Annotated in this window: 15 protein-coding genes and 2 pseudogenes; 9 read left to right on the top strand and 8 right to left on the bottom strand. The window is 52.9% G+C overall.

From position 1 onward, the window contains the following. The first annotated feature begins 185 nt into the window (after nucleotides 1-185). Complete coding sequence (locus U2W12_RS03275; protein ID WP_326499239.1) at nucleotides 186-968, top strand: M90 family metallopeptidase; 783 nt, start codon at nucleotides 186-188, stop codon at nucleotides 966-968. Here the strand turns inward: U2W12_RS03275 and parE are convergent. The 4 genes from parE to U2W12_RS03255 all read right to left on the bottom strand — a co-directional run bounded on the left by parE (nucleotide 961) and on the right by U2W12_RS03255 (nucleotide 5,067). Next, nucleotides 961-2,853 (bottom strand): DNA topoisomerase IV subunit B, encoded by a 1,893-nt coding sequence (parE, locus tag U2W12_RS03270; protein ID WP_326499241.1) that lies wholly within the window; start codon nucleotides 2,851-2,853, stop codon nucleotides 961-963. The genes U2W12_RS03275 and parE overlap by 8 nt on opposite strands. A 54-nt stretch (nucleotides 2,854-2,907) precedes the next feature. Beyond that, the gene (locus U2W12_RS03265) at nucleotides 2,908-3,375 is read right to left on the bottom strand and encodes an MEKHLA domain-containing protein (protein WP_326499238.1); all 468 of its coding nucleotides are present in this window, start codon (nucleotides 3,373-3,375) and stop codon (nucleotides 2,908-2,910) included. A 130-nt stretch (nucleotides 3,376-3,505) separates the two neighbouring features. Next, nucleotides 3,506-4,309, bottom strand: coding sequence for a flagellar motor protein MotD (gene motD, locus U2W12_RS03260; protein WP_326499237.1), 804 nt, complete (start codon nucleotides 4,307-4,309; stop codon nucleotides 3,506-3,508). After that, nucleotides 4,306-5,067: a flagellar motor protein gene (locus U2W12_RS03255; protein ID WP_326499236.1), complete on the bottom strand. Its 762-nt coding sequence runs from the start codon at nucleotides 5,065-5,067 to the stop codon at nucleotides 4,306-4,308. Before U2W12_RS03255 ends, motD begins: the two co-directional genes overlap by 4 nt. Before the next feature lie 177 nt (nucleotides 5,068-5,244). On the opposite strand from U2W12_RS03255, the gene U2W12_RS03250 reads away from it, so the two are divergent. Further along, nucleotides 5,245-5,703, top strand: coding sequence for an EVE domain-containing protein (locus U2W12_RS03250; RefSeq protein ID WP_326499235.1), 459 nt, complete (start codon nucleotides 5,245-5,247; stop codon nucleotides 5,701-5,703). A gap of 119 nt (nucleotides 5,704-5,822) precedes the next feature. After that, on the top strand, nucleotides 5,823-6,476 hold the full coding sequence (gene rpiA, locus U2W12_RS03245) for a ribose-5-phosphate isomerase RpiA (protein ID WP_326499234.1): 654 nt from the start codon (nucleotides 5,823-5,825) through the stop codon (nucleotides 6,474-6,476). A 245-nt stretch (nucleotides 6,477-6,721) separates the two neighbouring features. Here the strand turns inward: rpiA and apbC are convergent, their stop codons facing one another. Further along, nucleotides 6,722-7,813: an iron-sulfur cluster carrier protein ApbC gene (gene apbC, locus U2W12_RS03240; RefSeq protein WP_326499233.1), complete on the bottom strand. Its 1,092-nt coding sequence runs from the start codon at nucleotides 7,811-7,813 to the stop codon at nucleotides 6,722-6,724. A 180-nt stretch (nucleotides 7,814-7,993) separates the two neighbouring features. On the opposite strand from apbC, the gene metG reads away from it, so the two are divergent. After that, complete coding sequence (metG, locus tag U2W12_RS03235) at nucleotides 7,994-10,015, top strand: methionine--tRNA ligase (protein WP_326499232.1); 2,022 nt, start codon at nucleotides 7,994-7,996, stop codon at nucleotides 10,013-10,015. An 88-nt stretch (nucleotides 10,016-10,103) separates the two neighbouring features. Next, nucleotides 10,104-10,214, top strand: a pseudogene (locus U2W12_RS03230) (IS110 family transposase); the annotation flags it as partial. 15 nt (nucleotides 10,215-10,229) lie between these two features. Here U2W12_RS03230 and U2W12_RS03225 read toward each other — a convergent pair. Beyond that, the gene (locus U2W12_RS03225; RefSeq protein WP_326499240.1) at nucleotides 10,230-10,679 is read right to left on the bottom strand and encodes a YchJ family protein; all 450 of its coding nucleotides are present in this window, start codon (nucleotides 10,677-10,679) and stop codon (nucleotides 10,230-10,232) included. A 54-nt stretch (nucleotides 10,680-10,733) separates the two neighbouring features. After that, on the bottom strand, nucleotides 10,734-11,144 hold the full coding sequence (locus U2W12_RS03220) for a type IV pilin protein (RefSeq protein ID WP_326499231.1): 411 nt from the start codon (nucleotides 11,142-11,144) through the stop codon (nucleotides 10,734-10,736). Between the two features lie 206 nt (nucleotides 11,145-11,350). On the opposite strand from U2W12_RS03220, the gene U2W12_RS03215 reads away from it, so the two are divergent. The 3 genes from U2W12_RS03215 to U2W12_RS03205 are packed head-to-tail and all read left to right on the top strand — an operon-like array spanning nucleotide 11,351 to nucleotide 13,908. Then, a complete protein-coding gene (locus tag U2W12_RS03215; protein ID WP_326499230.1) occupies nucleotides 11,351-11,839 on the top strand; it encodes a GspH/FimT family pseudopilin in 489 nt (162 codons plus the stop codon). Continuing rightward, on the top strand, nucleotides 11,833-12,660 hold the full coding sequence (locus tag U2W12_RS03210) for a prepilin-type N-terminal cleavage/methylation domain-containing protein (RefSeq protein WP_326499229.1): 828 nt from the start codon (nucleotides 11,833-11,835) through the stop codon (nucleotides 12,658-12,660). Before U2W12_RS03215 ends, U2W12_RS03210 begins: the two co-directional genes overlap by 7 nt. Before the next feature lie 24 nt (nucleotides 12,661-12,684). Beyond that, nucleotides 12,685-13,908: a PilX N-terminal domain-containing pilus assembly protein gene (locus U2W12_RS03205; protein ID WP_326499228.1), complete on the top strand. Its 1,224-nt coding sequence runs from the start codon at nucleotides 12,685-12,687 to the stop codon at nucleotides 13,906-13,908. Between the two features lie 362 nt (nucleotides 13,909-14,270). On the opposite strand, the gene U2W12_RS03200 is transcribed toward U2W12_RS03205, so the two are convergent. Then, a complete protein-coding gene (locus tag U2W12_RS03200; RefSeq protein WP_326499227.1) occupies nucleotides 14,271-14,567 on the bottom strand; it encodes a hypothetical protein in 297 nt (98 codons plus the stop codon). 355 nt (nucleotides 14,568-14,922) lie between these two features. On the opposite strand from U2W12_RS03200, the pseudogene U2W12_RS03195 reads away from it, so the two are divergent. Continuing rightward, nucleotides 14,923-15,334: pseudogene (locus tag U2W12_RS03195) on the top strand (integrase core domain-containing protein); the annotation flags it as partial. Between the last annotated feature and the right edge of the window lie 120 nt (nucleotides 15,335-15,454).

Raw genomic sequence — 15,454 nt, 5'->3', positions numbered from 1 at the left:
TCTCCTCTATCGTGTGCTTGGCGGTTCACGGTAGTCAGTTTCCTGATGGACTCCTCTTATTGTCAAACTTTTGCTGTCTCCCCGGCAGAGCCGGGGGATTTCCCATTATTGGTTAAAATATCGCGTTTACCAGATGCATGCCCGCAGTGAAGCGACACATCATCTGCACGATAAGAAATAAAACGATGAACTGGTTTAAACGCGCACATATTCGCTATATTCTGCACCGTCATCCCATTGCCCATCAGCAGTGGCAGGATGTCACGGAAAAAATGGCTGTCTTTCAGGGATTGACGGCGGTCGAAAAAGCGCACTTGCGGGAACTGGCGACGCTATTTTTGCACGAAAAAAAACTGCTCGGAGTGCAAGGTCAGGAAGTCACCGATGCCATGCGCGTCGTTATCGCCGCGCTCGCCTGCCTTCCGGTCCTCGGACTCGGATTTGGCTGCCTGGAGGGCTGGACCGAAGTGATCGTTTATCCGTCGGCATTTCGGGTCCGCCGAGAGGAAAGAGACGACGCGGGCGTCGTTCATCATCAAGAGCGGTCGTTAAGCGGCGAATCCTGGTCGCGGGGCCCCCTGATCGTATCATGGGACGATATCGAACAGGATCTACGGGAGACGCGCTCGGTTCGCAACGTGGTCATCCATGAAATCGCCCATAAGCTCGACATGCTGAACGGGCCGGCAGACGGCTACCCGCCCTTGCGTTACGGCATGCCCGTCGCGGCGTGGTCAACAACGCTCAGCGCAGCTTATCAAAAACTGGTCCTGCGAGTCGAGCATCATCACCGAACTTGCATCGATCCTTATGCGGCTGCCAACCCGGCGGAATTTTTCGCCGTGATCAGCGAATATTTTTTCTGCGCGCCGGACATACTGCATGCGCAGTTTGCCGCCGTTTACGAGCAACTGCGCCTCTATTACCGGCAAGATCCCTTGACGCGGACTGGCCGTTATTTTACTTGATATCCGCCAGATTACCCTTGGTCTCCAGCCAAACTTTCCGGTCCGGCGCGCGCTTCTTGGCCAAGAGCAGATCGAACTGGCCGACAGTGTCGTCGCCCTCAGCCACTGTCAGTTGCACAAGCCTGCGCGTATCGGGGTTCATCGTGGTTTCGCGGAGTTGCCCCGGATTCATTTCGCCAAGCCCCTTAAATCGCTGCACATTAATCTGGCCCTTGATCTTCTCGGCCTTGATCCTGTCCAGCACGCCCTGACGTTCGGATTCATCGAGCGCATAAAACACCCGCTTGCCGACATCGACCCGGTAGAGGGGGGGCATGGCGACAAATACATGTCCTGCCCTGACCAGGGCGTTGAAATGCTGAAAAAACAGCGCGCTAATCAGCGTCGCGATATGGTTGCCGTCGGAATCCGCATCGGCCAGGATGCAGACCTTACCGTAGCGCAAATTGGCCAAGTCGTTCGAGCCCGGCTCTATCCCAAGCGCAACGGCAATATCGTGCACCTCCTGCGACGCCATTACCTGATTCGAATCAACTTCCCACGTATTCAGAATCTTGCCGCGCAGCGGCATGATCGCCTGAAAATCCCGGTCCCTCGCCTGTTTTGCCGAGCCGCCGGCCGAATCGCCTTCGACCAGAAACAGTTCGGTACGACCGATGTCCTGCGCCGAACAATCCGCCAGTTTGCCGGGCAGGGCGGGACCCGAGGTGATTTTCTTGCGGATGATTTTCTTATTCGCGCGGAGGCGCTTCTGCGCGCTCGAAATGATAATTTCGGCGATTTTCTCGCCCTCGGCCGGATGCTGGTTCAGCCAGAGGCTGAAACTGTCCTTCGCGACGCCGGACACGAACGCAACACATTCGCGCGAACTGAGCCGTTCCTTCGTTTGCCCGGAAAACTGCGGATCTTCGAGTTTGACCGAGAGTACGAAATGGCAGTTTTCCCAAACATCCTCGGGCGCGACCTTAACGCCGCGCGGCAAAATATTCCGGATGTCGCAAAACTCCCGCATCGCCTCGGTCAATCCGGCCCTGAGGCCGTTCACATGCGTGCCGCCCTGCGCGGTCGGCACCAGATTAACGTAACTTTCGGCCAGCATTTCGCCGGGGTTTTCCACCGCCCAAATGATGCCCCACTCGACCGCTTCGTGATTGGCCGCCATGCTGCCCATGAACGGCTGCTCCGGGAGGAATTCGATATCGCCGATCCGGTCGAGCAAATACTCCCTCAAGCCGTCCTGATAACACCAGACGATCTCTTCTTCCGGTTGTTCGACCTTGAGACTGATCGTCAGTCCCGGACACAACACCGCCTTCGCGCGCAGATTCTGTTTCAGCCGGGTGACCGAGATTTTGCTCGAATCGAAATATTTTTCGTTAGGACGAAAAGTGACCGTCGTGCCGGTATTATTGCGCCCGACCGTGCCGATTTCGGCCAGATCGCTTTGTTTCTCGCCGTCGGCGAATTCCATCCGGTAAACCTTGCCGCCTCGCTTGACCTCGACATCGAGCTTGGCGGACAAGGCATTCACGACCGAAACGCCGACGCCATGCAAACCGCCCGAAAACTGATAATTCTTGTTCGAAAACTTGCCGCCTGCATGCAACTGCGTCAGGATCACCTCGACGCCTGGAATGCCTTGTTCGGGATGCATATCGACCGGCATGCCGCGGCCGTTGTCGCCGACCCTCACCGAACCGTCCTTGTACAGCACCACCTCGATTGTGTCAGCATGGCCTGCCAACGCTTCATCGACGCTGTTGTCGACGACCTCCTGCACCAAATGGTTCGGCCGCGTCGTATCGGTGTACATGCCAGGGCGCTTCCGCACCGGCTCCAGGCCGCTCAAGACTTCGATCGCAGCAGCGTTATATTCGTTATTCATCATGCCCCAAATTCAAGATCCAGAATTTCGGTTCGTACCGAAAACAAGGACGATTTATAGATATTCCCATGCAAAAAAGCAGGCCGCCTGCCCCCTATATTGCCCATCCGCATCGATCAGATTCCAGACCGCGCCGTCATTGATCTGAAAACGCTCGCCGGTCTTCACTGTCCTGATCCCCCGTAAGGGATAGAAAAACCCTCGCGTTCTAACCGAATCAAGCAGTTTTTCCCGTTCCGCCCACTCGCTCGGTTCAGCAGAAAAACGCGACGGCATGCGGGTAAATTCCGCCCAACTCATCCCGAAAAGCTCCAATGCTTTAAGGTTCGCGTAATTAAATACCGGGTCCTGCGTAGTGTCATGCGAGATGACCGCAATCGAGGCATGAAACAACGATCTGCCAACGCCCCGATCACTGAAGGCGTCAGGTATCAATTTCTTGCCGAGCAATATTTGAAAGCTGTTGATAATAAGTCCGGCATGCGCGGCTTGATAGCGGTTTTCTTCGGAGGGATAGTGCATTAATCGTTTGAGCGTTCAATCTTTACGCAAAATAAACGCATATTGTAGGGTTCAGCTTCAGAAACAATCAAGTCGGCGGTAACGATGAACCTATCCGAGCATTTTGCAATGCGTTGCAGCCAGTCGCGGCTCAATGACTCGGCAATGCGGAGTCCTGTATTGGCTTCTCGGTAATTTGCGCAGTTCCTTCAAGCAAACGGTGGCGCGCGTAGCCCTGGGTAATGATCAAAAGCACGACTCGGCGATTCTTGAAGCGGCCTTCCTCGATCCTGTTGTCCGCTATCGGATGAAACTCGCCGTAACCTATCGCGGACAGACGCGGAGGGGCGATGCCGTTATTGATGAACTCGCGCACCACGGTCGTGGCTCTGGACGATGACAATTCCCAGTTTGACGGGAACTTGAGCGTATCGATCGGCATATTATCGGTATGGCCTTCGACATTGATCTGATTAGGCAAAGGTTTCAGGACTTCTGCGACCTTTTTGAGTAGAGGCAGCGATGTTTTGGCGAGTTCCGCCGAACCGCTCAAAAACAACAGTTCGCTGTTCATCTGCAGTTCGATCCAGTATTTGCCTTTTTTGACAGACACCAGATTTTCGGAAATCAGACCTTCCAACATTTTACTCAACTGCTCGGAGGTATATTGCAACTGTCGGCTGTCCGCCGCCCAATTTCCGTCCGTATTGCCTGGGTTTGCGGAATTATCGGAATCCGACAGCGCATCTTCCAATTGGCTCACCTGACGCTTTTTTTCGATAAAGGCTCGTTCCAGCGACTTCGAAAATGCCCTGTATTTGTTTTCGTTTACCGCGGAAATCGCATACATGACCACAAAAAACGCAAACAGCAGGGTCACGAAATCCGCATAGGAAATCAGCCATCGGTCATGATTGACGGTTTCGCTCGGAATTCTTCTCCGCCGTCTTTTCATAAACTGACGGTGTCCTTTTCATGCAGATAACCGCTCAATCTCAATTTGATATTGCGCGGATTTTCGCCCTGAGAAATCGCGATCAGTCCTTCCGCTATCATTTCGCGTGCATGAGAAGATGCATGCACATAAGTCTTGACTTTACTCGCCATCGGCAAGAACAACAGATTCGCGGAACCGACGCCATAGACCGTCGCGACAAAGGCGGTCGCAATGCCCGCACCGAGCAATTGCGGATCGGAGAGATTTTCCATCACATGAATCAGCCCCATCACCGCCGCGAGCATACCGACGGTCGGGGCATAACCGCCCATCGCCTCGAGCATCTTCGCCCCCTGCAAATCCACATCCTCCCGGTTATTAATCTCCAGTTCCAGAACATCCCGGATGTCTTCCGGCTCATTGCCGTCAACCAATAACTGCAAGCCTTTTTTAATAAACAGATCAGGTTCGCTGTCGATCTTGTCTTCAAGCCCCAGCAAGCCTTGTTTACGCGCCAACTGGCTCCATTCGACGATTTTGTCGATCTCGACCGACAGATCTTTTTTCTTCGGGAAAAACACCCACAACCCCAGTTTCAAGCTGCGAATAAAAATCTGCGGCGGGAACTGTAACAAGGTTGCGCCAATCGTGCCGCCGAATACGATAATAAAAGCGGGACCATTGACCAGAGAATCGAGGTTGGCGCCTTCCAGAAAGTTTCCGAACAACAACGCACCGATGCCGATCAGCACGCCAATGACACTTAAGATATCCATGATGTTTGTATTATCCGTTCATTTCCGCAATTTATATCATCGTTAACGCGCGGCAAGCGCGCGACACGCTAAAGTATAGTCAAATTCAATCGATACGCAGTGGACGTAGCCGTCTAAAAACGCTATAACAGTTTGCCGATGCAGCGAATATCCCTCTAACCCAAGGAGCCTTTAAGGATGCAATACTGGCTGATGAAATCTGAACCCGATACCTTCAGTATCGATGATCTTTGCCGAAGACCCGACAGCACGGAACACTGGGACGGTGTGCGCAATTATCAGGCGCGCAACATGATGCGTGATCAAATGCAGCTAGGCGATCGGATTTTCTTTTATCATTCGAATTGCCCGGAACCCGGCATTGTCGGCATCATGGAAGTGGCTCGAGAAAGTTACCCCGACTTTCTGGCATTCGATCCCGATGACCCACACTTCGACCCCCTTAGCTCTCCGGACAATCCCCGCTGGTTCATGGTCGATGTCAAGTATGTCAGGCATTTCCCGCGCACGATCACGTTAAGGGAATTGAAAGAGCGGGACGAACTCGCCGATCTTGCACTGGTCAGGCGCGGCAACCGGCTATCGATCATGCCGGTCACAAAAGAGCAATGGGATTTTATCCTCTCCCTTTTATGAGCATCATTTCCGCGATTCCGGCCGACCGATCATTTTTTTAAAAATCGGCTGAATAATGCCGATTTATGCGGTATGATCATCCCGTTAAAGTCAACTACATCAAGCACAACAGGAAACCCATGACTCAAGACGAATTAAAACAAAAAGTCGCCGCCGCTGCACTTGACTACGTCAAAGACATCCCACTGATCGGCGTCGGCACCGGTTCGACGGTCAATTATTTCATCGAAATGCTGGCCGATTATAAAAGTACGATCGAGGGCGCGGTTTCGAGTTCGATCGGCACTACCGAGCGCCTGAAAAAAGTCGGCATCCCGGTGCTCGACCTGAACGAGGTCGGAACGCTGGACATTTATATCGATGGCGCCGACGAGATCAATCCGCGCAAACAGTTGATCAAAGGCGGCGGCGGCGCGTTGACCCGCGAAAAAATCATCGCCGCGGCCAGCAAAAAATTCGTCTGCATCGCGGACGGTTCCAAATGTGTCGACGTACTTGGCAAATTCCCGCTGCCGATCGAAGTGATTCCGATGGCTAGAAGTTATGTCGCGCGCGAAATGGTCAAACTGGGCGGTCAGCCGGTCTGGCGCGAAAACTTCGTAACCGACAACCATAATCATATCCTGGACGTGCATAACCTGGACATCCTGGATCCGATCGAACTCGAAAAAACGATCAACGACATTACCGGCGTGGTCTGCGTCGGCCTGTTCGCGATGCGCCCCGCTGACGTCATTCTGGTCAGCAAAGGCGAAGAAATCAGCATTTGGTAACAAAAGGCTCAGCCGATTGACATAAGGGATCGCACAAAAAAGCCGTACCCCGAGGTACGGCTTTTTCGATCGTTCACAATACGCTCATTGCCGGCGTTTTAGTTCTTAGTTGTTTAATTTCAATATCCGACTCTATGCGAAACGGGTTCACAGAAAAACGCGCCGGCTAATATAAACGCAAGTTAATCGCGCTCCCTCCTACCCGTCAATTTGAGCCTGGGAAAGAGGATTTCAAAAAACACCGATCACGTATTCTGAATCACGATATTCGGAAACCGGGAACTAAAATCCTTCGCTTTTAATGCCAGTCTTGCCGCCATCTTGCGCGCGATCTCCCGGTAGATTGCCGCCGCGCGTCCGTCCGGATCGGCGACGACGGTCGGCCTGCCCGAATCCGCAAACTGGCGAATGTGTATGTCCAAAGGCAGCGAACCCAGAAAATCGACATGGTTGGTTTCGGCCATCAGCGCGCCGCCGCCTTCGCCGAAAATCGCCTCCGCATGGCCGCACTGGCTGCAGATATGTACGCTCATGTTTTCGACGATGCCAAGCACCGGCACGTTGACCTTCCCGAACATGCCGAGGCCGCGCTGCGCATCTATCAGCGCAATGTCCTGCGGTGTGGTCACGATGATCGCGCCGCTGACCGGAATCTGTTGCGCCAGCGTCAGCTGAATGTCGCCGGTGCCCGGCGGCAGATCGACGATCAAATAATCCAGATGATCCCAGGCTGTATCCCTAAGCAACTGCTGTAAGGCATTGGTCGCCATCGGGCCGCGCCAGATCATCGGCTGACCGGCGTCTACCAAATAGCCGATTGACATCGTCTGGATACCGTAGGAAATCTTCGGCTGCATCGTCTTGTTGTCGTGGCTGACCGGGAAGCCGGACAGCCCTAGCATGGTCGGAATGCTAGGGCCGTAGATGTCCGCGTCGAGAATGCCGACATTGGCGCCTTCCGCTGCGAGCGCCAGCGCCAGATTGACCGCGGTCGTCGATTTGCCGACGCCGCCCTTGCCGGAGGCGACCGCAATGATATTTTTGACCTGACTATGCGGCTTCAAGGTCTGCTGCACCGAATGCGCGATGATCCTCACACTGATTTCGACATGGACCGCTCCAATTCCCGGCAGTGCTTTTAAATGCTGCTCGACCGCCGCCTTCAGTTCCGGTATATAGGATTTGGCGGGATAACCGAGCTCCAGCTTGACCGTAACATCGGCGCCTTCGAGCGTAATCGCCTTGACCGACTTGGCGGCGACCAAGTCCAGGCCGTGATTCGGGTCGATCAAGTTTTTCAAGCCGTTTTCGACATCAATTTTTTCGATGCTAGACATTGTTTGTTCCAGGTAATGAATGGAGAAAGCGAGTCGACTTGCGGGTAATAACCTATTAAATCACTCGGAATATAAGCCATTTTACAACACTTCGATATGGTGTTTCCATATTCGAAAGATGCGCTTGATTTATGCGATAATAACAGACTTGTTTGTCTTCGTATTCACCAGTCATTGATCATGTCGGATAGAAAAATATTAGTCACCAGCGCCCTGCCCTACGCCAACGGCCCGATCCATCTCGGGCATCTGGTCGAATACATTCAAACCGATATCTGGGTACGCTTCCAAAAGCAGCGCGGACAGCAATGCTATTATGTCTGCGCGGACGACACCCACGGCACGCCGATCATGCTACGCGCCGATAAGGAAGGCATCAAGCCCGAAGAATTGATCGCGCGAGTCGGCAAGGAACATCTGGCCGATTTCACCGAATTTGGCGTTGCCTTCGACCATTACCACAGCACCCATTCCGAAGAAAACCGGATTTTGTCCGCGTTGATCTACCAGCGCCTGCGTGACGCCGGCCATATCAGCTCGCGCACGATCACCCAGGCCTACGATCCGGTCAAAAACATGTTCCTGCCGGATCGCTTCATCAAGGGCGATTGTCCCAAATGCGGCGCCAAAGACCAATACGGCGACAACTGTGAAGCCTGCGGCGCGACCTATTCGCCGACCGAACTGAAAAACGCGGTGTCGGCGATCTCCGGCGCCAAACCGATCGAAAAGGATTCGGTGCACTACTTCTTCAACCTGACCGATTTCGAAGGCATGCTGGGCGACTGGATCAATGACGGCGACCACCTGCAACCGGAAGTGCGCAACAAGATGGCCGAATGGCTCGAAGGCGGCCTGCAGCAATGGGACATCTCGCGCGATGCGCCGTACTTCGGCTTTGAGATTCCTGATGCGCCCGGCAAATATTTCTACGTCTGGCTCGATGCACCGATCGGCTACATGGCCAGCTTCAAAAACCTGTGCGACAACCGAGGATTGAACTTCGACGAATTCTGGTCCGAGGACAGCAACGCCGAACTCTACCATTTCATCGGCAAGGACATCATTTATTTCCACGCGCTGTTCTGGCCGGCGATGCTGCACGGCGCCGGACTCAGAACGCCGAGCGCGATTTTCGCGCACGGCTTTTTGACAGTCAACGGCGAAAAAATGTCCAAATCGCGCGGCACCTTCATCACCGCGCGCACCTATTTGGATCATCTGAATCCGGAATACCTGCGCTATTATTTCGCGGCGAAGCTCAGCGCCGGCGTCGACGACATCGACCTGAATTTCGACGATTTCACCCAGCGCGTAAACTCCGATCTGGTCGGCAAGGTCGTCAATATCGCCAGCCGCTGCAGCGGCTTCATCAGCAAGCGTTTCGACGGCAAGCTGGCGTCTCAGTGCTCGGAGCCCGACTTGTGGCAGGACTTCATCGACGCGAACGAAACGATCTCGAGCCATTACGAAACGCGCGAATTCGGCAAGGCGATGCGCGAAATCATGGCGCTGGCCGACAAGGCCAATCAATACATCGACGAGAAAAAGCCCTGGCTGATCGCCAAGGAAGAAGGCAAAGACGCCGAACTGCACGCCGTCTGCTCAATGGGCGTGAACCTGTTTCGCCTGCTCGCCGCCTATTTGCGCCCGGTGCTGCCCGCGCTCGCGGCCGATGCCGAAGACTTTTTGAACATCGGCCCGCAGCCCTGGCCCAACCTGGCCGGACCGCTACTTGATCACCCGATCAATCCGTTTAAACCGCTGATGACCCGCGTAGAGGCCGACAAGATCGCCGCGATCATCGAAGCTTCGAAAGAAAATCTCGAAAAAACGCCGGCGCCGGCGAAAGCGCCGACCTGCGAGCCTATCGCCGCGACGATCGATTACGACGACTTCGCGAAGATCGATCTACGCATCGCCAAAATCGTCAAGGCGCGGCATGTCGAAGGCTCGGATAAACTTCTGCAACTGACCGTCGATATCGGCGACGAATACCGCAACATCTTCGCCGGTATCAAATCGGCCTATGCGCCGGAAGATCTGGAGGGCAAACTGACCATCGTCGTCGCAAACCTTGCCCCGCGCAAGATGCGTTTCGGCGTCTCGGAAGGCATGGTGTTAGCCGCGGGGCCGGGCGGCAAGGATTTATGGGTGTTGAGTCCGGATGCGGGAGCCGAGGCGGGAATGCGGGTCAAGTAAATATGCCCGAGAAAGAAATTTTCGCGACTGAGCTTAATAAAGTTTGTTGCTGAATTGAAAAGTTATGTAACCACCGGCGACGGTCGCCGGAAAACCGCCGAAACTCATCATCGGCGCCATGAGGCGTAAGCTCGCCCATGTCGCTTTTGGCGTCTTGAAATCGGGAAACTCGTTCAATCCCGTCCTTCGTGGCGCTTGACCCGGATAGCAGTATCTACGCCGCCGCGCCGCAGCAGCGCTTGAACTTTTTTCCGCTGCCGCAGGGACACGGTGCATTTTTGCCCAAATTGACGGTAGCGCCGATTTTGCCGAGCGACTTGATCACGCCGTCCAGATAAAGCCAGTGTCCTTCCTTTTTGATAAAGCGGCTGACCTCGTGCAGCACGCACTCTTCGCCGTCTTGAAGATAGTAAGCCTTGAACTCGACAACGCCCTTGTCGTCCTGAGGGCCGCCCTTTTTCGTATCTAACACATCCAGACGCTGCCAGACCGCCGTCTCGCGGGAAAAATCGATGGTGTCCGGACATTTGCCGCTATCCCAGGTTTTCCGCAAATAATCAGCATTATGCAGCGCATAAGCCGTAAAGCGCGAGCGCATCAAGGCTTCGGCGGTGGCTGGGCATGTTTCACTGTTATGGTATAGACCGCAGCACTGATTGTACATAATGCCGGAACCGCATAAACATAATTCAGTACTTTCATTTGTCATTGAAACATTTTACCAACATTTCGCGGCATCGTAACCGGAAGCCGCACTCGCAACAGATTTGGTACCTGCCTCGTTAATCTGAAAATTACCACATTTATCGCCGGTTTGCACCCCTGTAGGTGTAGCCGTAGCTGTATAGCCGGTGGTTGTGGGGTTTGAAACTGCTACAGTGTAATACTGATCTGGCGAGTTAGCCGGCAGTCCAATCTGAACCAACGTGCCATAGCTGGTATTGCTTGTTCGGTATTTCTCTTGCGCAAGCTGAACCTGAAGAAGAGCCGATTTGGCATCGGCGCGGCGACCTTTCTTGACATATTCCATATAGCTGGGATAAGCAATCCCAGCCAAGATACCGATTATTGCAATAACAATCATCAATTCAATGAAAGTGAAGCCATTATCTCGTTTGAATGAGCCCATTTATTTCCCCCTATCCGATGCTAATTTACTGCTAAAGCATAGCAGATCCATGTTTACATGATCGAAAGCACCAATCTGACCCGTCAATTTACTTTGCGAAACAATCCGCACTTTTGCGAGTAATATCCATTTTTAGTTCCGTCAACTGATTTACAGACCATAGAACTTTACTATACTTGGCTGCATAGCTATGAAGGTAGTCAGGCATGAAAACACAAAGCAACATCGGTTTTACTCTCATCGAATTACTCATCGTCATTGCGATCGTTGCGATTTTGGCAGTACTGGCTGTTCCCTCTTTCAACAAAACGCTGGATAAAAAACGCATCACCAGCGCAGCCGAGGCTGTGTTAGCCGATTTGCGCTGGGCACGGGCCGAATCTATCAAACGGAATAAAAAAATCAGAGTGACCTTTGTTACCGGCAGCAACTGGAGTTACACGATCAATGCTGACCCGACTGGTGCCAACACTTTGCTCAAAACCGTTAATGGCAGTAACTTTTTTTCTACGGCAATATCCTCAGCCAGTTTTGCCGGCGGTGTCACTTATACCACTTTTGACCCGGTACGTGGCACTAATCCCAATAACGGCACAACAACCATCACATCCAGCTATTTCAGCGCCGGCGTTAGTGTAAGCACATTAGGGCGCGCTCGGATTTGTGGCGACATGGGAGGATACGAAGCATGTTAAAAAAACGTCATACACAAAAAGGCTTCACTTTAGTAGAGCTAATGATCGGTGTGTTGGTGGGCTTGATCATCGTGGCGGCTGGCATTAGCCTCTTTATCACTTCGGTTAAAGGCCAAAGCGATAACATCAAACTCAGCCGATTGAACCAGGATATGCGCAGCATGATGGATATTATGGCTCGCGATATTCGTCGGGCTGGGTTTGTAACAAATACCCCCGATTCCTATTGGGCCTCATTACAGAACAACCCATTTTTCGACAATGTGACATCGGGAGCAACCACCGATATAGCGGTGTACAACACTAACACCTGTATTGTTTATGCTTATAACGCTAACAACGATGGTCCACCGATTGTGAACAGCGCCGAACGCTTTGGCTTTCGCTTGAGTAACACAGGCGAGCTGGAAATGCGCAGTAGTGGTGGCACCAACGAAAATTGTACGGACGGCCAATGGGAATCGATCACCGAACCGGAAGTAGAAATCACCGGACTCACTTTCACTCTCACTTCAACCACGCTCAACGCCACCAGCATGGCAACCGATACCGACGGTGACGGCTGCCCCGATGGCGACGATCAAAATCCTAACTCAGCCAGTTCATCATGCATAACTGGTTTATATGGTAATAAACTGTGCGACAGCGGCGAAGCCTGCAACACCTGCACCCGTGATGGTAGCCCCGATCCGGCATGTCTGTACGTACGTAATGTGACCATTCTTTTGGCTGGCCGACTGCGTGGCGATACCGGCGTCACGCAGTCCATCACCGAACAAGTGCGTGTGCGCAACGACAAATTTTTGGCCGCCATTCCTTAACCGCTTGACTCAACGGAGTTCATCATGCCGCCGCTCATCCTTATCAACGTTAATTCACGTCAGCAAGGCGCCGCCGCTTTAATTGTAGTATTGGTGCTGGCGATTATTATGGCAGTTATTACTCTGTCCACTGTCAACACTGGAGTAATGGAGCAAAAGTCTGCCGGTAACGACTTGCGCGCCCGCGAAGCCCAGGAAGCAGCCGAGGCGGGTTTGGAATATGGGGTGGCCTGGGCAAAAAATCATACAATTCCCGCTACGATTACCTGTGCTACTGGATCACTGCCTACCGGATGCCCATCCAGCCTGACGACTGTGTCAGGCTCGTCAACGGGCGAAACTTATAACTACATCCTGACTTACACCAAAGGCACCGATTCCATCCGCGTTACCTCCTCTGCTCAGGGCGTGACCGATAACACGATTGCAGCAAATTCAGAAGCGTTTGTTAAGCAAATCCCCAAAGCATTATTCGACACTGTGGGGGCTACGATGCCCCCACCCTGGGTTATCGCTGGGTGTATTACCAGCGCGCCGACCGGAACACCGGATACGTTCGTGCTGAATGCTACAAATAATGCCGTAATCGGCGGCACATCGTCTGATCCTTCCTGCTTACAGCAAGGACATCTGGATGTAACCACCTGGAATGATACTAACGGTAACGGCGTCAAGGATAGCGGCGAAGACGACACCGCGACCACCTTCAATCGCGGAAGCTTTCCCGGCTGCCCCAGCACCAACTGCTCATGGAATCATGTATTTAATATGAGCTTGGTCGACGCCAAAGCTCTCGCAACCGCAGCAGGACACGTTTATAACGGCTCTATCCCCTGCGGGCCAGCCAACTCTTCGCCGTCTATTTACATTATAAACAATGGCGGCCCGATCAATAGTGGAGATATATCGGGATCATGTTCAGGCACTGGCATCAATAGCACCACCATAGGAGCGCCGCATCAGCCGATCGTTCTGATCATTCCAAGTGCAAGCGGCTGCCCTAAATTCAATGGCGGCATCACTATCTACGGCATTGTCTATATGGAATCCCCGACGGACTGCGCATCGAATGGCTGGGGTGGCGCAACGGTTTATGGCTCTGTAATTTGGGAAGGTGATGTCGCAAAACCCAATGCAAATTCACAATTTATCGAAGTAGATTGGGAAAATGAAGGTAATTTGAATACGGTATTTAACATCGGCATGGACGATGCCACCCGCATTCCCGGCACCTGGAAAGACTTTTAAGGAGCATCACATGCAAAAATTAGCTCGCACCTTACGAGGTATCGCACTTTTAGATGCGCTCATCGCCGCGATTATAGTCGCAGTGGCTATGTTGGGCCTAGCCAAACTGCAGGGTGTCACGATGCTTAACAGTGCTGATAGTCGAATGAAAACCCATGCCCTGAATTTGGCGCAAGACAAAATCGAGCAATTGCGCACCTTCGCCAATCAAGGCACTTATGCCGCCTATGCCGGCTCGGATAACAATACCGCGGCGGGAGCCAATGCCAGCTTTACCCGCACATGGACCATCTCGGCCTGTGCCAATTCAATGGATTGCAAACAAGCCAATGTCACAGTGACCTGGACAGACCCGAGAGGGGTCACGCAAACCGTGCAGTTGACTTCGTATATTGCCAAAACTGATCCGGTAAAATCTGGAGTGGTATTACTAGCGGCAGTCCCCCCAACTCCAACTCCAACTCCAACTCCAACGCCAACGCCAACGCCAACCCCAACCCCAACCCCAACCCCAACGCCAACGCCAACGCCAACGCCAACGCCAACGCCAACGCCAACGCCAACGCCAACGCCAACGCCAACGCCAACGCCAACGCCAACGCCAACACCAACGCCAACGCCAACGCCAACACCAACGCCAACAGGTGGGGGTACACCACCTGCAATAAGCGTGACTGGCTCTTATAGCGGTTGTACTAGCAATAGCAGCCCTTGTAGTGTAACAAAGGGCTCAACGATTACCCTGAGCTTGACAATAATCGACGATAGTGTGTTGTCTGGCAGTAATATCACTATCACCCCTAGCGGGGCAAGCAATTCTGGCTCGATAACCTTTAATTCGTCTACAGGCGCGACAACTCAGGCCATTAACACACCAAATGGAAATAATAAGGCCTTTACAGTACTGATTAACGTTACCGATGGATTTAGTACGACGACAAAGACCCTCTATTTCACAACGTAACTAACCTCTCTGGCAAAACCGAGTCTCTCCGGTATTGCAGGAGCTGTTCAGTCTCCGCTTCTGCGCAGACTGACTTTGTTTTGGATGCGCTGGAGCAGGCTTTGTATGATCGTCGGCCAGCGCGCGATGGTAGCCTGATCCATCATAGCGATAGGGGCATACAATACGTGTCGATCCGCTATAGCGAGCGTTTGGCAGAAGCCGGCGTTGAGGCTTCGGCGGGTAGCGTAGGTGACTCCTATTATAATGCCCTGGCCGAAATCATTAATGGTTTGTATAAAGCCGAGGTGATTCACCGGCCGGCAATCCTGGAAAAATCGTGAAGCCGTGGAGCCGGCTACTTTGACCTGGGTCGATTGGTTTAATCAACGCCGTTTGCTGGGTCCGATTGGCAATATCCCTCCGGCTGAAGCCGAAAAAAGGTATTATCAACAACTTTCCGAGTCGGCGCTTGCAGCATGACTCACAACCAGTGGCCTCCGGGAAAACCGGGGCGGTTCAAGTTGTCGCGGCATGAGTTGCTTGTCTTTTAACTGAAAAATTCAATCAATGAGGCGATACAACTAATTTTCAGAGCCGGGC

Source organism: Methylomicrobium sp. Wu6 (assembly GCF_035916875.1).
Classification (GTDB): domain Bacteria; phylum Pseudomonadota; class Gammaproteobacteria; order Methylococcales; family Methylomonadaceae; genus Methylomicrobium.
The sequence above is the reverse complement of the archived record's forward strand: the minus strand, read 5'-3'. Positions and strand labels throughout refer to the sequence as shown.